The 17,171-nt window shown below is 62.8% G+C and carries 17 protein-coding genes, 3 tRNA genes, 2 pseudogenes and 1 riboswitch; of the genes and pseudogenes, 6 read left to right on the top strand and 16 right to left on the bottom strand.

Annotated elements, in window-relative coordinates:
• The first annotated feature begins 96 nt into the window (after positions 1-96).
• Complete coding sequence (locus CSV86_RS14930) at positions 97-1,800, top strand: putative bifunctional diguanylate cyclase/phosphodiesterase (RefSeq protein WP_037059582.1); 1,704 nt, start codon at positions 97-99, stop codon at positions 1,798-1,800.
• A gap of 236 nt (positions 1,801-2,036) precedes the next feature.
• Here the strand turns inward: CSV86_RS14930 and CSV86_RS14925 are convergent, their stop codons facing one another.
• The 11 genes and pseudogenes from CSV86_RS14925 to folD all read right to left on the bottom strand — a co-directional run bounded on the left by CSV86_RS14925 (position 2,037) and on the right by folD (position 12,656).
• A complete protein-coding gene (locus CSV86_RS14925; protein ID WP_009403806.1) occupies positions 2,037-2,531 on the bottom strand; it encodes an Lrp/AsnC family transcriptional regulator in 495 nt (164 codons plus the stop codon).
• Between the two features lie 12 nt (positions 2,532-2,543).
• Complete coding sequence (locus CSV86_RS14920; RefSeq protein ID WP_009403808.1) at positions 2,544-3,368, bottom strand: ABC transporter ATP-binding protein; 825 nt, start codon at positions 3,366-3,368, stop codon at positions 2,544-2,546.
• A gap of 3 nt (positions 3,369-3,371) precedes the next feature.
• A complete protein-coding gene (locus CSV86_RS14915) occupies positions 3,372-4,085 on the bottom strand; it encodes an ABC transporter permease (protein WP_009403810.1) in 714 nt (237 codons plus the stop codon).
• A complete protein-coding gene (locus CSV86_RS14910) occupies positions 4,082-4,792 on the bottom strand; it encodes an ABC transporter permease (RefSeq protein WP_009403812.1) in 711 nt (236 codons plus the stop codon). The genes CSV86_RS14915 and CSV86_RS14910 overlap by 4 nt, the downstream gene beginning before the upstream one ends.
• Before the next feature lie 83 nt (positions 4,793-4,875).
• A complete protein-coding gene (locus CSV86_RS14905) occupies positions 4,876-5,655 on the bottom strand; it encodes an ABC transporter substrate-binding protein (RefSeq protein ID WP_009403814.1) in 780 nt (259 codons plus the stop codon).
• A gap of 269 nt (positions 5,656-5,924) precedes the next feature.
• Positions 5,925-6,970: pseudogene (gene ocd / locus CSV86_RS14900) on the bottom strand (ornithine cyclodeaminase).
• A 28-nt stretch (positions 6,971-6,998) separates the two neighbouring features.
• Positions 6,999-7,916, bottom strand: coding sequence for a citrulline utilization hydrolase CtlX (gene ctlX / locus CSV86_RS14895; RefSeq protein ID WP_037061571.1), 918 nt, complete (start codon positions 7,914-7,916; stop codon positions 6,999-7,001).
• A 133-nt stretch (positions 7,917-8,049) separates the two neighbouring features.
• Positions 8,050-8,967 carry an ABC transporter substrate-binding protein gene (locus tag CSV86_RS14890; RefSeq protein WP_009403820.1) on the bottom strand — a complete coding sequence of 306 codons (918 nt, stop codon included), beginning with the start codon at positions 8,965-8,967 and terminating at the stop codon, positions 8,050-8,052.
• The gene (locus CSV86_RS14885; RefSeq protein WP_009403822.1) at positions 8,964-9,314 is read right to left on the bottom strand and encodes a (2Fe-2S) ferredoxin domain-containing protein; all 351 of its coding nucleotides are present in this window, start codon (positions 9,312-9,314) and stop codon (positions 8,964-8,966) included. Before CSV86_RS14885 ends, CSV86_RS14890 begins: the two co-directional genes overlap by 4 nt.
• 139 nt (positions 9,315-9,453) lie before the next feature.
• A pseudogene (locus CSV86_RS14880) lies at positions 9,454-11,387 on the bottom strand (TonB-dependent receptor plug domain-containing protein).
• Positions 11,388-11,505: 118 nt separating this feature from the next.
• Positions 11,506-11,709: riboswitch (cobalamin riboswitch) on the bottom strand.
• Between the two features lie 92 nt (positions 11,710-11,801).
• Positions 11,802-12,656, bottom strand: a complete 855-nt coding sequence (gene folD / locus CSV86_RS14875; RefSeq protein ID WP_009403826.1) for a bifunctional methylenetetrahydrofolate dehydrogenase/methenyltetrahydrofolate cyclohydrolase FolD — start codon at positions 12,654-12,656, stop codon at positions 11,802-11,804.
• Between the two features lie 280 nt (positions 12,657-12,936).
• Here folD and CSV86_RS14870 point away from each other — a divergent pair.
• The 3 genes from CSV86_RS14870 to CSV86_RS14860 all read left to right on the top strand — a co-directional run bounded on the left by CSV86_RS14870 (position 12,937) and on the right by CSV86_RS14860 (position 13,270).
• A tRNA-Arg gene (locus tag CSV86_RS14870) sits at positions 12,937-13,013 on the top strand.
• A 43-nt stretch (positions 13,014-13,056) separates the two neighbouring features.
• Positions 13,057-13,132 (top strand) — tRNA-His (locus CSV86_RS14865).
• A gap of 53 nt (positions 13,133-13,185) precedes the next feature.
• Positions 13,186-13,270 (top strand) — tRNA-Leu (locus tag CSV86_RS14860).
• Positions 13,271-13,279: 9 nt separating this feature from the next.
• Here CSV86_RS14860 and CSV86_RS14855 read toward each other — a convergent pair.
• From CSV86_RS14855 to CSV86_RS14845, 3 genes are read right to left on the bottom strand one after another with little or no spacing between them, the layout of a single operon-like run.
• On the bottom strand, positions 13,280-14,371 hold the full coding sequence (locus tag CSV86_RS14855; protein WP_037059261.1) for a tyrosine-type recombinase/integrase: 1,092 nt from the start codon (positions 14,369-14,371) through the stop codon (positions 13,280-13,282).
• Positions 14,263-14,580, bottom strand: a complete 318-nt coding sequence (locus tag CSV86_RS14850; protein ID WP_009396376.1) for a helix-turn-helix domain-containing protein — start codon at positions 14,578-14,580, stop codon at positions 14,263-14,265. Before CSV86_RS14850 ends, CSV86_RS14855 begins: the two co-directional genes overlap by 109 nt.
• Before the next feature lie 37 nt (positions 14,581-14,617).
• Positions 14,618-15,121, bottom strand: a complete 504-nt coding sequence (locus CSV86_RS14845; protein WP_009396377.1) for a hypothetical protein — start codon at positions 15,119-15,121, stop codon at positions 14,618-14,620.
• A gap of 68 nt (positions 15,122-15,189) precedes the next feature.
• On the opposite strand from CSV86_RS14845, the gene CSV86_RS14840 reads away from it, so the two are divergent.
• Positions 15,190-15,360, top strand: coding sequence for a hypothetical protein (locus CSV86_RS14840; protein WP_170394827.1), 171 nt, complete (start codon positions 15,190-15,192; stop codon positions 15,358-15,360).
• Here CSV86_RS14840 and CSV86_RS14835 read toward each other — a convergent pair.
• Both CSV86_RS14835 and CSV86_RS14830 read right to left on the bottom strand, forming a co-directional pair.
• Complete coding sequence (locus CSV86_RS14835) at positions 15,335-16,096, bottom strand: hypothetical protein (RefSeq protein ID WP_009396379.1); 762 nt, start codon at positions 16,094-16,096, stop codon at positions 15,335-15,337. The genes CSV86_RS14840 and CSV86_RS14835 overlap by 26 nt on opposite strands.
• Positions 16,093-16,422 (bottom strand): hypothetical protein, encoded by a 330-nt coding sequence (locus tag CSV86_RS14830; protein ID WP_009396381.1) that lies wholly within the window; start codon positions 16,420-16,422, stop codon positions 16,093-16,095. Before CSV86_RS14830 ends, CSV86_RS14835 begins: the two co-directional genes overlap by 4 nt.
• Positions 16,423-16,552: 130 nt before the next feature.
• On the opposite strand from CSV86_RS14830, the gene CSV86_RS14825 reads away from it, so the two are divergent.
• Complete coding sequence (locus tag CSV86_RS14825) at positions 16,553-16,834, top strand: hypothetical protein (RefSeq protein ID WP_009396383.1); 282 nt, start codon at positions 16,553-16,555, stop codon at positions 16,832-16,834.
• The last annotated feature ends 337 nt before the right edge of the window (positions 16,835-17,171 follow it).

Below are 17,171 nucleotides of genomic sequence, written 5' to 3'. Positions count from 1 at the left end.
AACAACCCGTGTATTTCTGCGGCTCATGGAGCTTTATCGTGCGTTCCAAGTTGCCAATCACTGCCGCGCAGCAGACGTCCTATGTCGGGGTGGCCCATGGGTGAGGGCTACCGTACTGCCGTGGACGCCGCGGCGATCTTCTCCGAGACCGACCTCGACGGGCGTATCACCTACGTCAACGAGCAGTTCTGTGCCATTTCCGGCTACAGCCGGGAAGAGCTGCTGGGCGCCGACCACCGTATCCTCAAGTCCGGCCAGCATGGCCCTGAGGTGTTCAGGGACATGTGGCGGGCCCTGACCGCCGGCGAGGTGTGGAAGGGCGAGCTATGCAACCGGGCCAAGGACGGTTCGCTGTTCTGGGTCGACAGCACCATCGTGCCGCTGTTCGACCGCGACACTGGCGAGCTGCGCAAATACGCCTCGATCCGCTTCGATGTCACGCACAAGCGGCAGATGCTGCACAGCCTGGAATGGCGGGTCGGGCATGACCCGCTGACCGGCCTGCCCAACCGTTCCTGCATCGGCGAACTGCTCGAAGCAACGCTGCAGCGTGCGCGCATGGCGAAAACCTCGCTGGCGGTGTGCATGCTCGATCTCGACGGTTTCAAGGCGGTCAACGATAGCTACGGCCATGACAGCGGCGACCTGCTGCTGGTGGAGGTGGCACGGCGCCTGAAGCGTTTCCTCGACCCAGGCGATGCCCTGGCGCGTTTGTCCGGCGACGAGTTCGTGCTGATTCTCGGTGACCGTCACGGGCCACCCTGCCTGCAGGACAGCCTTGACCGAATCCTCCGTACCCTGGCCGAGCCCTGCATGATCCGCGGGCGCTCCATCAGCGTCAGCGCCAGCATCGGCGTCACCCGCTTCCCCCATGACGACGACGATGCCGACACCCTGCTGCGCCACGCCGACCAGGCCATGTACCTGGCCAAGCAACGCGGGCGCAATCGCTACCACCTGTTCGACGTCTCGCTGGACAAGGAGGTCAAGGCCACCCACCAAACCGTCGAGGAGGTGCGTCATGCCCTGCATCATGGCGACCTGTCGCTGCACTACCAGCCCAAGGTCAACATGCGCAGTGGCACGGTGGTCGGGTTCGAGGCGCTGCTGCGCTGGCACCATCCGCTGCGCGGGGTGGTACCGCCGGGGGATTTCCTGCCGTTGGTAGAGCGTACCGACCTGATCGTCGACATCGGCGAGTGGGTGATCGATCGCGCCCTGGCGCAGATGCAGCAATGGCAGGCGCAGGGCTGCCACTGGCCGGTGAGCGTGAACATCGCAGCGCGGCATTTCCAGCGCGATGATTTCGTCGTGCGCCTGCAGCGCCTGCTGGCACGGCATGCCTCGGTGGCGCCGCAGATGCTCGACCTGGAGATCGTCGAATCGGTGGCGATCGAGAATCTCCAGCGGGTCAGCGATTGCCTGCAGGCCTGCCAGCGCCTCGGCGTGCGCTTCTCGCTGGACGATTTCGGCACCGGCTATTCGTCGCTCAGTTATCTCAAGCGGCTGCCGACCCAGACCATGAAGATCGACAAATCCTTTATCCAGGACATCCTGCATGACCAGGACGACCTGGCCCTGACCCGTGCGGTGATCGGCCTGGCCCGGGAGTTCGACCGGCAGGTGATTGCCGAAGGCGTGGAGACCGTGGCCCATGGCGAATTGCTGATGGACCTGGGCTGCGACATCGCCCAGGGCTACGGCATTGCCCGACCGATGCCGGCGTGGCAGGTGGTGGAATGGGTGGAGGGGTACCGGCAGCCGCAGGAGTGGCAGGTCAAGGCTCTCGGGGCGCAGTGATGCTGATGGCCCTATCGCTGGCAAGCCAGCTCCCACAGGGATCGCGTACACCGCAGAACCTGTGGGAGCTGGCTTGCCAGCGATAGGGCCGGTACAGGTACCACAAAATCTACAGCTGTGGCGCAGTGTTCTTGGCCACCGTCAGCTCCCACAGGTACTGCACAAGTTTCAAGATCTGTGCTGAACCTGTGGGAGCTGGCTTGCCAGCGATAGGGCCGGTACAGGCACTACAAGATCTACAGCTGTGGCGCAGTGTTCTTGACCACCGCCAGCTCCGGATGCGCCACCAGCTTGTCGATATGCAATTCGTCGTTGTTCATCCAGGTCTCGGTCAGCACCCGGTAATGCTCCATGTCGCGGCAGCGCATGCGCAGGCTGTAGTCGAAGTGCCCGCTGATCAACTGGCAGTCGAAGACCTGCGGACAGGCCCTGACACAGGCTTCGAAGGCCTTCTGCGCCGAACGCCCGCTCTGGTTCGACAACGCCACCAGGACCAGCAAGGACAACCCCGGCGAAACCATCTGCACGTCGATGATCGCCCCGTAGCCGCGAATCACCCCGCGTCGCTCCAGCTTGCGCACCCGCTCCAGGCAGGGCCGGGGCGTCAGGTGCACCAGGGTCGAGAGCTTTTCGTAGGTGATCCGGCCGTTATGCCGCAATACATCGATGATCGCTTCGTCGATGCGGTCCAGCGGCGGGTTGGCATGGGTCGGGTTGGCCTTGGTATCCATGGTGGCGTTGTTTCACTTCAAGCGGTTGGAAAGAAATTGCTGCAGGCGCTCGCTTTGCGGCTGGTCGAGGATGCTCGCGCTTCCCTGTTCCTCGACGCGCCCCTGATGCAGGAACAGCACCTGGCTGGACACCTGGCGGGCAAAGCCCATCTCGTGGGTGACCATCAGCATGGTACGACCTTCCTCGGCCAGCGTCTGTATGACCTTTAGGACTTCTCCCACAAGCTCTGGATCAAGAGCTGACGTCGGTTCGTCGAACAGGATGATTTCCGGCTCCATCGCCAGGGCCCGGGCGATCGCCACCCTTTGCTGCTGGCCGCCGGAAAGGAAGGCCGGGTACTGGTCCGCGACCCGGGCGGGCAGGCCGACCTTGTCCAGGTAAGCGCGCGCCCGGGCCTCGGCTTCATGCCGGGTAATACCCAGCACCCGGCGCGGGGCGAGGGTGATGTTCTCCAGCACGGTCATATGGCTCCACAGGTTGAAATGCTGGAAGACCATGGCCAGGCGCGTGCGCAGGTTTTGTAGTTGCGCGGGATTCGGTCCTCGGCCCTGGCCCAGTTCGATGGTCTGGCCATCGAGGGTGATGGCGCCGGCTTCCGGTTGTTCGAGGAAGTTGATGCAGCGCAGCATGGTGCTCTTGCCCGAGCCGCTGGCGCCGATCAGGCTGATCACGTCGCCCTTGCGCGCCTGCAGCGAGACGCCCTTGAGCACCTGGTGATCGCCATAACTTTTGTGCAGCGCGTCCACCGTCAGTTTGATCGCGGCGCTGTTCGCGGCAGCGCTCGGTTGAGCAGTGAAGTCGGCTTGGATCGACAAGGCGTGTGCGGAAGTGGTCATGGGTCAGCCTCGGGAAGGAACGAGAAAACGCATCCAGCGGCGTTCGGCCAGGCGCAACAGCCCGACCAGCGCAAAGGACAGCAGCATGTACAGCAGTGCGGCGATGCCGAAGGCCTGGAAGGTGAGGAAGGTCGCGGCATTGGCGTCGCGGGCCACCTTGAGGATGTCGGCGATGGTCGCGGTGAAGGCCAGGGACGTGGCATGCAGCATCAGGATCAGTTCGTTGCCGTAGGACGGCAGCGAACGGCGTAGCGCCGCCGGCAGGACCACGAACAGGTTCAGCTTCCAGCCATGCAGCCCGTAGGCCTGGGCCGCCTCGATCTCGCCATGGGGAATGTTGCGGATGGCCCCGGCGAAGATCTCCACGGTATAGGCGCAGGTGTTCAGGACGAAAGCCAGCAGGGTGCAGTTCAGCGCGTTGCGGAAGAAGCGGTCGAGCATCTCGTGATCGCGCACCACCTCCAGGCCGTACAACCCGGTGTAGCAGATCAGCAACTGGATATAGAGCGGCGTGCCGCGGAACAGCCAGGTGTAGAACTCCACCGGCCAGCGCAGCCACGGCTTGCGCGAGACCCGCGCCAGGGCCAGGGGCAGTGACAGCAGGAAGCCGGCGACCATGGTGACGACGAACAGCCACAGGGTCATGGCCAGCCCGGAAAGCCCGGCGCCGTCGCTGTACAGGTAGGCCAGGCCATAGTCCTGGATCAGTTCGATCATGATGCGAGCCCCTTGATGCCAGTGTTGTAGCGTCGCTCCAGACGCTTCATCAGGCGGTTGGAGAGGGTGGTGATGAGCAGGTAGACCAGCCCGGCGATGATCAGGAAGTACAGGACGTTATTGGTGCTCTTGCCGGCGTTCTGCGCGGCCTTGACCAGGTCGGCGAGGCCGATGATCGAGACCAGCGCGGTGGATTTGAGCAGCACCAGCCAGTTGTTGCCCAGGCCCGGCAGGGCGAAGCGCATCAGTTGCGGGAACAGCACCAGACGAAAACGCTGGGCGCGGCTCAGGCCGTAGGCGGTGGCCGCTTCCAGTTGTCCAGCAGGCACGCTGAGGATGGCGCCGCGGAAGTTCTCGGTGAAATAGGCGCCATAGATGAAGCCAAGGGTCAGGACGCCGGCGGCGAACGGGTCGATCTCGACGTAGCCCCAGCCCATCCACTCGGTGAAGTCGTTGAGCCAGATCTGGAAGGTGTAGAAGATCAGCAGGATCAGCACCAGGTCCGGGACGCTGCGGATCAGGGTGGTGTAGAGCGTCGCGGGAATGCGCAGCAGGCTCAGGGTGGAGAGCTTGGCGCTGGCGCCGATCAGGCCCAGCAGCAGGCTCAGGCCGAGGGACAGGAAGGCCAGTTTCAGGGTCATCCAGGTCCCTTGCGCCAAGAGCGGGCCGAAACCCTGCAGGCTGACAGAGTGAAGGAAGTCGTTCACGGGAAAGTCTCGTTGGGCGTTGGACGTTGGGCTTGGGCGTGCCGGTGACCTGGGCGCCGGGCCCAGGTCACCGGCCGGGCGGGTCACTCGTTGTAGATGTCCAGGTCGCCGACATACTTGCGCTGGATCCTGGCGAAGGTGCCATCGGCGAGCACGGCAGCGATGCCTTTGTTCAGCAGCTCCCTAAGCTCGGTATCGTTCTTGCGCACGCCCATGGCGATGTCCAGCGGCAGGGTCGGGTCCTTGATCGCCGGGCCGCTCTGGAAGCCGGCGCCTTCGGGCTTGCTCAGGAAGTTGAGCTGGGCTTCCAGCTTGTCGGTGACGGTGGCGTCGAGGCGGCCATTGACCAGGTCGGCGTAGTTCTGGTCCTGGGCCTGGTACGCCTTGACCTGCACGCCCAGCGGCGCCAGTTTGGCGCGGGCGTAGGCTTCCTGCAGCGAGCCCTGCAATACGCCCACCGACTTGCCCTTGAGCGACTCGGGTGTGTCGCCGAAGTCGGCACCCTTGCGCACGATCACCGAGGTCGGGCTGAGGAACAGGCGGTCGCTGAAATCAATCTGTTTCTGCCGCGCCGGGGTCACGGCCATGGACGACATGATGGCGTCGAACTTGCGCGCGCGCAGGGCGGGGATCATGCCGTCGAACTCGTTGTGCACCCAGGTGCACTTGACTTCCAGCTTGGCGCAGATGGCATCGCCCAGTTCGATGTCGAAACCTTGCAGGCTGCCGTCGGCGGCGACGGACTCGAAGGGTGGATATTCGGGGAAGACGCCGAAGCGGATGTCCTTCCATTCCTGGGCCTGGGCCGCGCCGGCGCAGAGGGTCAGGAGGAGCGCGCCGAGGGGTTTGCGCAGTGAGGTCATGTGTGGGGTTCCCTGTGTTTTGTTGTTGATGTAGGGCGGTGGAAAATCTTCGTCGTTTTGAGCCGCGCGGTCGTGCGGTGACTCTTTGGTCAGGGGCTCAGGATGCGTGATGGCAGCGGATTTTTTGTGTCGTAAAGGCGGGCGCCGACTGCCGGAATATGCTGTTAGCGGCGCGCGCGGCAGCCGATCCTGTCGAGGCGCCTCCTGTTTAGGCTTTGCCGCAGCGTTTTCCGATCCGCCGTGGTGCTGCCACGGCGGATCCGCTGGGTTCAGGCGCGTTTCTTCTGCGCGTCGCTGACTGCCGGCTGAAGCAGGGCGTAGAGGTCTTTCGGGTTGTCCAGGTCCGGTACCAGTTCGATCTCGCTACCGATGTCCAAGGCCCTGGACATATCCAGCACATAGCGCAGTGCCGAGTAGTCCTCGATGGCGAAGCCGACGGAGTCGAACAGGGTCACCTGGCCTGCCGATTCGCGGCCCTTGACCTGCCCGTTGACCACTTGCCAGAACTCGGTCACCGGCGAATCGGCCGGCATCTGCTGGATCTCGCCTTCGATGCGGCTTTGCGGCTCGTACTCGACGATCACCGGGAGCGTTCGACGATGTCGCGGTGCAGCTCGGTCTTGCCCGGGCAATCACCGCCGACCGCATTGAGGTGCATGCCGGGCTCGATCATTTCCGGGGTGAGGATGGTTGCGTAGGCCTTGTCGGCAGTGACGGTGGTGACGATATCGGCGCCGCGTACCGCCTCGGCCACCGACCGGGCCAGGACCAGGCGGATGCCCGGGTAGCCGGCAAGGTTGGCGGCCAGCTTGGCGGTGGCTTGCGGGTCGAGGTCGTACAGGCGGATTTCCTCGATGCCGAGCAGGGCGTGGAAGGCGATGGCCTGGAATTCGCTCTGCGAGCCATTGCCGATCAGCGCCATGCTGCGGCTTTCCGAACGGGCCAGGTAGCGTGCGGCCAGGGCCGAGGTGGCAGCGGTGCGCAGCGCCGTGGTCAGGGTCATCTCGCTGAGCAGCAGCGGCTTGCCGGTATCCACGTCGCCCAGGGCGCCGAAGGCCATGACGGTGAGCATGCCGTTGCGGGTGTTCTTCGGGTGGCCGTTGACGTACTTGAATGCATACAGGTTGGCGTCGGAGGCCGGCATCAGCTCGATCACGCCGTCCGGCGAATGGTTGGCCACCCGCGCGCACTTTTCGAAGTCGTGCCAGCGCAGGTAGTCCTGGCGGATGTACTCGGCCATTTGTTCCAGGCAGGTGGTCACGCCCTTGCGGGCCACCAGGTGGCTGAGGTCGGTCACGTCGATATAGCGGGTCATGATGGCTTCCTTCTTCTTGGCGTCGGTTTCAGTTGCGAACGGGCAGGTGCACTTCGGCGAGCATGCAGCGCGCGCTGCCGCCACCGATGCGTTCGATATGGTCGATATTCACTACCACCGGGCGGCTGTGGCGCTCGGCCTGCCGGCGCTGCGCCGGGTTCAGCGAGTTCCAGGCACTGCGCGACATCACCAGCAGCGGCTGGCCATGCTTGTCATGGACTTCGAGCATGTTGCCGGCGAAGCCTTCGAGCTGGTCGAAGTCCAGGGCGAGGATGTCCTTGCCGGTATCGCGCAGGCTGCGTTCCAGGGTGTAGCGTTCGGCGGCGTTGGGCAGGGCGTCGAGGCAGACCACGGCGAGCTGGCGGCCGACGCTCATCATCACGTTGCTGTGGTAGATCGGTGCCTGCTGGCGATCGACGGCGTGGAACACGCAAAGGCGATAATCGAGGCGTTCGGCGAACTCGCGCAGGGCCTCGCCGTGGGTGCGCCCGGAGTGGCAGGCATAACTGATGCGGTGTTCACGGTCGAGGACCATGCTGCCGGTACCTTCGAGGAAGATATCCGCTTGCTCCAGCGGGCTGAGGTCGATGGTGGTGCGAATGGCGAAGCGTTCGTCGAGTGCGCGCAGCACGCCCTTGTCCCGTTCCAGGCGGCGGTTGCGGCCTTCCATCGGGTAGAGCACCAGACTGCCGTCGGCGTGGCTGCTCCACCAGTTGTTGGGAAAGATCGAGTCCGGGGTATGCGGTGCCGGGGTGTCCTGCACCACCAGCACTTCGACGCCGTGCTGGCGCAGGGTATCGACATAGCCGTCGAATTCCTCCAGCGCTTTGTCTTGAGCGCTTTCGGCGTCCAGCAGCGGTTTCTGGAAATGGTTGTCGCGGGCGGTATCCGGGTTGAAGGCGAATCGCGCCGGGCGGATCATCAGGACCGTATTTGTTGTTTGCATCGGGCACGCATCCAGGTGTTGGCGATGCGGATATTGTCCTCCCGATGGCGCTGCAATCCCGGCTGAAGCCTATGAAGTGCCCAGCCGGGAAAGCTGAAAGCGGCGATTTTGCAGCCGAATCGGCTGTCGGTTTTCAGTGGCTGATCCTTGCCAGTTCGCGGGCCAGGTGCAGGGCTGTGCGGGCACTGTGTTCGCCGGCGACCAGATGGGTGAACGGCACGTCGATCATGCGCTTTTCCCTGACCGCCCGCAGGCGGGAAAGGGCCGGGTGACCGGCCAGGTACGCGCGTTTGGCAGAGGCGGTGGACCAGACGGCATCTGCCAGCAGCAGGACATCCGGGTCCAGTTGCAGCAGGGTTTCGGCGTCCACGGTGATGCGCCGCAGGTCGAGGTCGGCAAGGACGTTGTGCCCGCCGGCGCTGGCGATCAGCTCGCTGACGAAACCCTGCTTGCCTTCGCTGTCGAGGCCGCGGGTTTCGCTGTCCAGGTAGAAGACCTTGAGTGCCGGGTGTCCGTCGGCGAGCTGCTGCGCTGCCTTCAGGTCGGCTTGCTGCCGGGCGATCAGGCGTTCGGCCTGGGGCATGCGGTCCAGTAGCCGGCCGAGGGTGCGCAGGTCCTGTTCGATGGCCTGGAAACCGCTCGCGCTGGGCTTTTCCGGGCAGGCATTTTCCAGCAGGTAGCTGGCGATGCCGTGGCGGGCCAGGTCGCGACGTGGGCCGACGCCATCGCGGAAGGCGCTTTGGAAACCACCGATCACCAGATCGTAGCGCCCGGCATACAACACTTCCGGCGAGGGATATTTGTGCGACAGCAGCGGCACGCCGCGATAGTGATTGGCGGCCAGGGCGCTGACGTCATCATCTATATAGCTCACCGCCGCCAGGGCCGGACCGGCTTCCAGGGCCAGGATCATGTCGGCTGCGTGCTGGTTGAGGGCGAGGATGCGCTGGGGCGGTGACTGGCGCAGGGCCCAGTCTTCGCCGCAGTTGCGGTAGTCGAGGGCCTGGGCGCTGTTGCCCAGCAGCAGGGCGAGCCAGAGGCTGTGTTTCATTGGGTACCTCGCTCGAGCAGCAGGTCCTGGACCGGTTGCCCGCCGACCAGATGCTCCCGGGCAAAGCGCCGGGCGTCATCGTGGCTGGCGATGCGGTACCAGCAACGGTCCGGATAGACGGTTGCGATCGGCCCGAGGTTGCAGGGGAACTGGCAATGGGTACGGGTCAGCAGCACGCCGTTTTTCGTTTCGACCCGGTCGGCGGCGAGCAGCTCGTTGCGTACTGTCTTCCACACCTTCAGCGCCCCGCGCAGGGTGCAGCGCGGGCCGGTGCAGAGCATGACGTGGCGGTCATGCTCGGGGATATGCGACCAGTCGGGGTGGGTGGGTATGTCCTGTTCGTTCATGGTGTTTCCTTGGTAAAGCGTCGCTGCGGTGCGGCGGTCCTACAAGCCAGCTCCCACAGGTACTGCACAGGTCTCAAGCTTTGTGCTGAACCTGTGGGAGCTGGCTTGCCAGCGATGAGGCCCTTACTCCAGCACAAAATCAGAAGCTGTAGGTGTACCGCGCTTCAGCCGTAAACGGCCTTCCCAGGTTCCCCACCCGACGCGACCCGCTGTCCATGCTGGTGGTGTAGTCCCGGTCCAGCAGGTTCTCCAGCAACAGGGCCAGGCGATGCTGGCGCTGGAGATCGAGATACCGATAAGCGTCGGCATCCACCACGCTGTAGTGCCCGTAGTCGATCCCCGCGGGCTTTCCACGCTGCCGATATAGCGGATCGCCGCACCGGCGCCCCACATACGGTCGGCGGACTCATAGCCGACCCGGCTGCGGGCGAAGAACCCGGGGATGTTGTTGATGGTGGCGCCGTTACGCGATTCGCTCAGGTTGCGCGTCATGTCCGCCTGCAACTGCCAACGATCGTCGAGCTGCACCTTGCCGTCGAGTTCGAAGCCGCGCACGGTGATTTCGCCATCGCCGTTGACCCATTGGGTATCGACGAGAGTGATCAGGTCCTCGATGCGCCGGTGGAACAGCGTACCGCTGACACTCCATGGCTGGCCGTCGAGCAGGTTGCTGTAGTCCAGGCCCAGTTCGGCGTTGCGGCTTTTCTCCGGCTTGAGGTTGGGGTTGCCCATCTCGTCGCCGGGCTCGTTGACGTACAACTGCTCGGCGTTGGGCAGCTTGTAGGCCGAGCCGAACTGGCCGCGCAGCTTGAGGTTGTCGGTCAGGTCGTACAGCGAGGTGAGCATGCCCACGGTGGCGCTGTCGCCACCGCTCAGGTGCTCGCGACGCACGCCGATGCTGGGATGCCAGTCGGGCAGGGCGGCAATCTCGGGGCGCAGTTGCAGATAGAGGGCGTGGGCTTCGGCCTGGTTCTGGTCGATCTTCAACACGTCGTCCTTGCCCTTGAACCACTGGTTGTCGCTGCCGAACACCAGGGTGTGGCCGCCGGGCAGCACGGCTTCGCCCTCGGCCTGCACGCCCCAGTCGCTGAAGCCCCAGTAGTCGTTGTGGTTCTTCACTTCGATGCCGCCGGCGCTGGTGTTGTAGACCCGGTTGTAGCGGGTGTCCCAGTCGTTCATGTGGCCTTTGACGAAGTAGCTGAAGTGCTCGTTCAGATGCTGCTGGAAGGTGGCCGTGGCAATCTGCTGGACACGGTCGTTGGTGGTGTTGCGGTTGGCATCGGGGCGCAGGAAGTCGAGGCTGGCCGCGCTGTACTGATAGAACAGTTCCAGGCGGCTGGCGTCGCCGAAACCCTGGGTGGCCTTGGCCCCGAAGGTGTTGACCTCGTAGCTGCGCTTGCGGTCGCTGACCGTTGCGGTGATGGCGCTGCTGCGGTAGGGCTGGTAGCCCCCGGAAATATTGTGGCTGACATAGGCCAGCAGACCGAGATCGCCGAAGCCGTTGCTGAAGATTCGCTCGATACGGGCATCGCCGTTGCGTCCGGCGAAGCTGTCCACGCCCAGGTTGACCTGGCCCGAGGCCTCCCGGGATCGGGCATTGCGCGTAACGATATTGATCACCCCGGAGACCGCCTGGGTGCCGAACAGCAGGCTTTGGCCGCCCTTGAGCACCTCGATGCGTTCGATGGCCGCGGCGGGCAGGGTATCGATGTAGATGCCGCCGTAGAGGCGATTGTTCAGGCGTACACCGTCGAGCATGATCAGGGTGTCGTCGTTGCGCCCGCCCAGCAACGAATAGGTGCCGTAGTCGAAAGGCCCCTGCTTGGGCGCAACATACAGGCCGGGGACGAACATCTGCAGGACCCGCGTGATATCGGCGCTGGGGCCGGCGCGTTCGATCTGCTCGCGCTCGACCACTTCGATCTTGCTGCCGTAGCGGGCCATCTGCGCGATGGTGTCGGATTCCACCGCAGGTGCCGAGACGATTTGCCGATCGAGTTCCAGCGTCGTCGCAAGTGCGCCGCCGTTGCCGCCGAGCAGGCAGCCGATCAGGGGGATGTAGCGTGTATTCATTGACTTCTCGAAAAGGACTTTTCGGGAAGCGCACAGGAGGGAGCTGGCGAGCGCGCGCCAGTCTACCGGCTCGTGCCCGCCCACCGCAGGTTTGCCAAATGACTGACGCATCCATTCTTCAGTCGTGATGCTTCAGGCCGGTCTCCGGGCTTGCGGGTATCGAAGCGCTTCGCCTTCCCATGCGTCTGCGCACAGTGGCCTGTTGAATGCTTCACTCGCTTACCGTTGCGGGGGCAGCGCCGGACTTGTCCTAAAGGACGCACCGGCTTCCCGTTTCACCTGCCGCGCGGCGGCGGCAGACACCTGAAACGGGCGGCATCTGACCATCGGGATGACCGTTCGTCAACCTGCGCTTTTCACCCGGGCATAAAAAACGGCACCGCGCGGGGTGCCGTTTTCATTCGCGCGCGCAGGTTACTTGTGCAGTTCTTCCGCGGCGTACAGGGTGTTTTCCAGCAGGCAGGCGCGGGTCATCGGGCCCACGCCGCCCGGCACCGGAGTGATCCAGCCGGCGCGGGGCAGGGCGGTCTCGTAGACCACGTCGCCGACCAGCTTGCCGTCTTCCTGGCGATTGATGCCGACGTCGATGACGATGGCGCCTTCCTTGATCCATTCACCCTTGACCAGGCCCGGCTTGCCGGCGGCCACCACCACCAGGTCGGCACGGCCGACGTGGCCGGCGAGGTCCTTGGTGAAACGGTGGGTAACGGTGACGGTGCAGCCGGCCAGCAGCAGTTCCATGGCCATCGGGCGACCAACGATGTTGGACGCGCCGACGACCACGGCGTTCATGCCGTACAGGTCCTGCCCGGTGCTTTGCAGGAGGGTCATGATGCCTTTCGGGGTGCACGGGCGCAGCAGCGGGATGCGCTGGGCCAGGCGGCCGATGTTGTAGGGGTGGAAACCGTCTACGTCCTTGTCCGGGCGGATGCGCTCCAGCAGCAGGGAGGCGTCGAGGTGGGCCGGCAACGGCAGTTGCAGGAGGATGCCGTCGATGTTCGCGTCGTCGTTGAGGCGATCGATCAGGTCGGTCAGTTCCTGCTGGCTGGTGCTGCTGGGCAGGTCGAAGGCTTGCGAGATGAAACCGACTTCCTCGCAGTCCTTGCGCTTGTGCGAAACGTAGACTTGGGAAGCCGGGTCGGTGCCAACCAGGATCACCGCCAGGCCGGGGGTGCGCAGACCTTGCTGGCGACGTTCAACGACACGTTGGGCGATCTGCTGGCGCAGGCTGGCGGCGATCGCCTTGCCGTCGATAAGTTGTGCAGTCATGACGGGTGATTAACCATCGAGAGAAAAAAAGAGCGCGCATTCTCTCATGAGCCGCGCGCAGGGCAAAGGCGCTTGGTCCGGCAAATGGCCTAAGCCCTTCAATAAAATGAATTTTTTTGAGAAATCTGTTGACGCTATTTCAGTGCGTCTATAAGATGCGCCTCACTTGTCGGGCAGGGCCTAGCACTGGTTAGCAAGGTCGGGCAGAATAAGCGGATTTTGGCTTGTTCGGTACGGCTGAAAGTTAATTTGTAATCGCAAGCGAAAGCAGATTAAATGTGCGCCCGTAGCTCAGCTGGATAGAGCATCCGCCTTCTAAGCGGATGGTCGCAGGTTCGAGTCCTGCCGGGTGCGCCAATCAAAGGCAGCTTTGGCACAAGTAAAAGCAGCATGCAATATGGTGGGCGTAGCTCAGTTGGTAGAGCGCAGGATTGTGATTCCTGTGGTCGAGGGTTCGATTCCCTTCGTCCACCCCATATTCCAGAAGGCGCCTGATGAAAGTCTGGCGCCTTTGCTTTAAATGCTTCACGCGGACGTGGTGAAATTGGTAGACACACTGGATTTAGGTTCCAGCGGCGCAAGCTGTAAGAGTTCGAGTCTCTTCGTCCGCACCACCTTGTAAATCAAGCAGTTACCAGCTTCAGAGCCTTGTCGGCTCGACCCGCTGGATTTTCAGTGTAGCGAGATTGTGACATCGTCTGGTCCAGCACACTGACCGCATCTCGCACCCTCGCTGGTGCGAGGTGCGCATATTTCTCGGTCATCTGCACCGTCGAATGCCCCAGCAGATCCCTCACCTCGATCAATGGTACCCCGGCACTTACAAGCCAGGCGGCACAGGTGTGCCTCAGATCATGAATGCGGAAGTCAGTGATTGCAGCCTTCTCGCACGCCGCTTCAAAGCCCTCCGACAGATCGATTACCTTGTCCCCGTTTCTCCGGGAAAATACCCAGGGTGAGGAGGGGCAATGGTCAGCTCGGAACGCCATCCTTCCCTTCAGCGCTGCCAGCGCCCCTTCGTTGAGCGGTATGCTTCTTCGCTTCCCTGCCTTCGTGTGATCGCCTTCCAGGTAGACCAACCGGTTCACCAGGTCAACGCGCCTCCATTCCAGCCCGATCATCTCTTCCTTCCTGCAGCCCGTATTCACTGCCAGCCGAATGAAGTCATCCAGCATGTCGCCATTCCTTTGTGAGCGAGCGGCCCTGCATAGTGAATCGACTTCGCCGCGCGTGATCCAACGCACCCTGCTTTCAGCTTCGCGCAAGGTGCGCCCCTTGACCGGGTTGGGCAGCTTCCATTCCAGCTCGACCGAGCACCAGTTGATCGCTGCCGACAACGCGGCGAGCTCCCGGTTGATCGTGGCCGGCGACTTTCCTGCCGCCGTTCGGCCTGCCGAGTATTCCCGAATGTCTTTCCCTGCCAGATCGTTCATGACCCTGCCGGCGAAGAACTCCCGCAGCGCCTTGACGCGGTGCTGCGTCGTGTCGAAGCTGCGCTGGGTCTGGGCGGCATGGTTGAGGTATTCGATCATCACCTCTTCGAACGTCCGCTGCCTGTCAAACCCCATCTCCTTTTCTTTCCACGCCTGGCTGCGCTCCTTCTGCTCTAAAGCCTTGGCTGCGGCGAAATCCTCGGTGCCAGCAGAGCGTCTAACATACGTTCCGTCTGACGCGGTGTAGCTAATCCACCAGACTTTTCCTCTTTTGTACGGCATATCCTCTCCTCGGATACGACGCCCGCGGCGGCGAGGGTATCAGGGATACCAGCCTCGATCATCTCCACGAGCTTTTGATAGTGAATGCGAAGCGGGCCCAGGCCACGAACGCAGGGGATCTTTCCGGCCTTCGCCAGGCGATACGCGGTGGAGCGGCTGATGCCCAGCATCTCGGCCGCGATGGTGACTGAGATCAGTCGCAGGGTCATGGATGGTCTCCACGCCGCCGGTGGCGGCTATTGGTGGTCAGGCCTTGGCCTTGTCGATTGCTGCGGCAAGCCGCACCTGTGTCCCGTTGCCATTGCCAGCTGGCTTTATCCGTTCGATCACAGACAGAGCTTCCACAGCAGCACTGAGCAGGGCGTCGCGTTGGTCACGAGCCTGGGTGAGTTCGGCCAACAGGTGCGCCTGTTGCTCTCCCTCAGCCCTCCCGATTTCCCAGAACTGTTCGCACCAGTGGCCAGCAGGTGGCGGGTTGTTGTTCTGCTTCCCGCAGGCCAGCGAGCCCACTATGACGTCGCAGAGACTGCTCTTGTAGGCGTTGTCGCCGTCTAGGCTCAGGCCGCCACGCCGACGTAGGGTGCCCACCACCTCGTCAGGGTCAAGACCCTGGTCCTTGAGCACGATGTCGAGTTCCGGGCTGCCGGCGGTGTAGATGACCAGTGCCAGCTTGGCGCCTGGCGGAAGGTGGCGGCTGATCTCAACCAGGGCGTCATTGGCTGTTTCGTGGAATCGGGTGGTTGCGGACATAAAGAATCCTCGCCCGCGCATGTCGGCGGGCTCATGTGTTAAAAGAGGGAATGAACAGGAGTATTGATATGGGCAAGACAGCCAAACCGTTTTACTTCGCCGCCGTGCCGCTCATTGCGATTGGCGCTGCGTTCGCCGCCGTTGGAGCGTCAGGTCAGGCTGCATTCGGATACACGTCGGTCGGCCTCCTGGTGCCTGGCCTCGTGCTGCTGGTCACCGGGTATCGTCGTCGGGCTTGAATGGCTGAATCCTCTTGAACTCAACGACCCAGACCCACGGGTTCACGCCCCATGATTCGGCGCCATTGATCCCGGTCCAGAGCAGCTCGAACGACTTGCGCGGATCTGCGCTGTAGGTTTCGATCCCCTCAACGTGGTACCAGTCGCCACACTCCGAGTGATCGGTATAAAGCCTCACGCCCTCGGCCAGCGCCTGCGCCTCGGTGATGTCCTGCAGCCGCTCAACGCGCACTGCGGTGATTTCCAGCAGGATGCGGCTGGCCCAGCGCGGCATGTGAATCGATGGCCTGGGCCGCCAGATCTTGTCGGGATCCGCTGCTGAGTAGCTGCCGTTTCGCAGGCCGCCTGGATAATGCCGATTAGGTTCGTTCGGCGGCGCTCCGTCAGCGCGGTAGTGAACTCGGCGGCTGCCTGCCCACGAGCCCTCATCGTCGTCTGGATAGCTCTGGACGTAGGTGCCGGCCTGCCAGAAGCTCTCGCGCACCCACAGTCGGTCGCCTGGCTGGCCATACGGACAAACGACTGGGTGCTCTGTGCCTTGGTCATCCATGCAGCTTTCGTCGAACGTGTGCATGGGGCGCCATGACCCGTCGTCCTGCTGGTGAAGCTCGAACGAGACGTCAAAGCCTCGCATGCTCGGTTTGATTGAACGGCGGGTGACGGTCTTCCGGCCTTCTAGAAGCGCGCGGACCATCGGCGCGCTGAACAGGATTGGACGTTCCTTTGCCTGGCTCATGGCGTCACCACCCGGCGAGCCCACCAGCACACCGGGCCGTTGTCACTATCGTGAATCGATAGACAGAACCAGCCATCGCCCTCGGGACGATCCGGCTCCCAGTAGCTGCAGTCCGCTTCACCGGCTTCGAAGTAGCGCTCCGAGATCGACTCGTCACTGTGGTATTCGAGCTCGACCATCTTCACTTCCAGGCCCTGTTCGGCGACCCAGGCCTTGCACTTCTCCTCTTCGCCTTCGTCGAAGTCGGGCATGTCGGGGTGGTAGAACATGCCGTTCTCATCGCGAACGACCGGTACCGGCTGGATCAGTTTGATTGCTTCAGGCATGACGATTCCTTGGCCGCTCACTCGCGGCAGCTGTGGAAGGTGATAAGTTCGATTTATTACTGGCCGTTCCGCTGAACTGCTGTACGCTCACAACAGCAATATCACTTCTCAAATTCTCGAAGGCCCCACCATGCGTAATCGTGGTCAGGTTTACTGGGAATGGGCCAACCCCGAGTTGCATTTCCGCAATCAGGACGAGCGCCTTCCTTGTGGCTCCCTCATCAACATCCAGGCACGGATTTCAAAGGAGGGCGTCACCCAGCTCTTCTTCGGTATTTATGGCGTTAAGGGGCTTGCACTTCATGAGGAGTACCACCCTGCCTGCGAAGGCCAAACGATCTCTACAGCAATGGCCTGGGCTAGGCAGAGAGCTTTACAGTGGGCCGCCGAAACCATGAGCGGTACTGGCTAACACGCGCCCGAGCAGCGCCCATTCAGATTTATTGAAATGCTTAGGGAACAGGTGTGCGCCTGCTGTAACCTAAGTAGCTGAGAGCATCACAATTTGTGGGGACATTTCCCCTATGCCTATTCGACTTGGTCGAACCATCCATAAGAGCGCTGGCAACCCAGCCAGAAGCTCTGCATCTAGCCCCTCATACGCGGCAAGCCTTTGATCCTCGTCTACTCAAAGGCAGAAGCCCCATCTAATGCTTCAGTTTGCTGCGATCGTGATGATCGCGCACGAGCAGTCATATGAGTTCTAATTGTTTTTACACCCATGAAATGCTTTACCGCGGTTACGCAGC

The sequence above is a fragment of the Pseudomonas bharatica CSV86 genome (assembly GCF_000319305.2).
Taxonomy (GTDB): Bacteria; Pseudomonadota; Gammaproteobacteria; order Pseudomonadales; family Pseudomonadaceae; genus Aquipseudomonas; species Aquipseudomonas bharatica.
Note: the sequence above shows the minus strand (reverse complement) of the source record. Positions and strands in the feature narration are given on the sequence as shown.

Excerpts from the sequence above, each read along its gene's own strand:
- CSV86_RS14930 (WP_037059582.1), top strand. The coding sequence starts at position 97 with ATGGGTGAGGGCTACCGTACTGCCGTGGACGCCGCGGCGATCTTCTCC.
- CSV86_RS14925 (WP_009403806.1), bottom strand. The coding sequence starts at position 2,531 with ATGGATACCAAGGCCAACCCGACCCATGCCAACCCGCCGCTGGACCGC.
- CSV86_RS14920 (WP_009403808.1), bottom strand. The coding sequence starts at position 3,368 with ATGACCACTTCCGCACACGCCTTGTCGATCCAAGCCGACTTCACTGCT.
- CSV86_RS14915 (WP_009403810.1), bottom strand. The coding sequence starts at position 4,085 with ATGATCGAACTGATCCAGGACTATGGCCTGGCCTACCTGTACAGCGAC.
- CSV86_RS14905 (WP_009403814.1), bottom strand. The coding sequence starts at position 5,655 with ATGACCTCACTGCGCAAACCCCTCGGCGCGCTCCTCCTGACCCTCTGC.
- ctlX (WP_037061571.1), bottom strand. The coding sequence starts at position 7,916 with ATGCAAACAACAAATACGGTCCTGATGATCCGCCCGGCGCGATTCGCC.
- CSV86_RS14890 (WP_009403820.1), bottom strand. The coding sequence starts at position 8,967 with ATGAAACACAGCCTCTGGCTCGCCCTGCTGCTGGGCAACAGCGCCCAG.
- CSV86_RS14885 (WP_009403822.1), bottom strand. The coding sequence starts at position 9,314 with ATGAACGAACAGGACATACCCACCCACCCCGACTGGTCGCATATCCCC.
- folD (WP_009403826.1), bottom strand. The coding sequence starts at position 12,656 with ATGACTGCACAACTTATCGACGGCAAGGCGATCGCCGCCAGCCTGCGC.
- CSV86_RS14855 (WP_037059261.1), bottom strand. The coding sequence starts at position 14,371 with ATGCCGTACAAAAGAGGAAAAGTCTGGTGGATTAGCTACACCGCGTCA.
- CSV86_RS14850 (WP_009396376.1), bottom strand. The coding sequence starts at position 14,580 with ATGACCCTGCGACTGATCTCAGTCACCATCGCGGCCGAGATGCTGGGC.
- CSV86_RS14845 (WP_009396377.1), bottom strand. The coding sequence starts at position 15,121 with ATGTCCGCAACCACCCGATTCCACGAAACAGCCAATGACGCCCTGGTT.
- CSV86_RS14840 (WP_170394827.1), top strand. The coding sequence starts at position 15,190 with ATGGGCAAGACAGCCAAACCGTTTTACTTCGCCGCCGTGCCGCTCATT.
- CSV86_RS14835 (WP_009396379.1), bottom strand. The coding sequence starts at position 16,096 with ATGAGCCAGGCAAAGGAACGTCCAATCCTGTTCAGCGCGCCGATGGTC.
- CSV86_RS14830 (WP_009396381.1), bottom strand. The coding sequence starts at position 16,422 with ATGCCTGAAGCAATCAAACTGATCCAGCCGGTACCGGTCGTTCGCGAT.
- CSV86_RS14825 (WP_009396383.1), top strand. The coding sequence starts at position 16,553 with ATGCGTAATCGTGGTCAGGTTTACTGGGAATGGGCCAACCCCGAGTTG.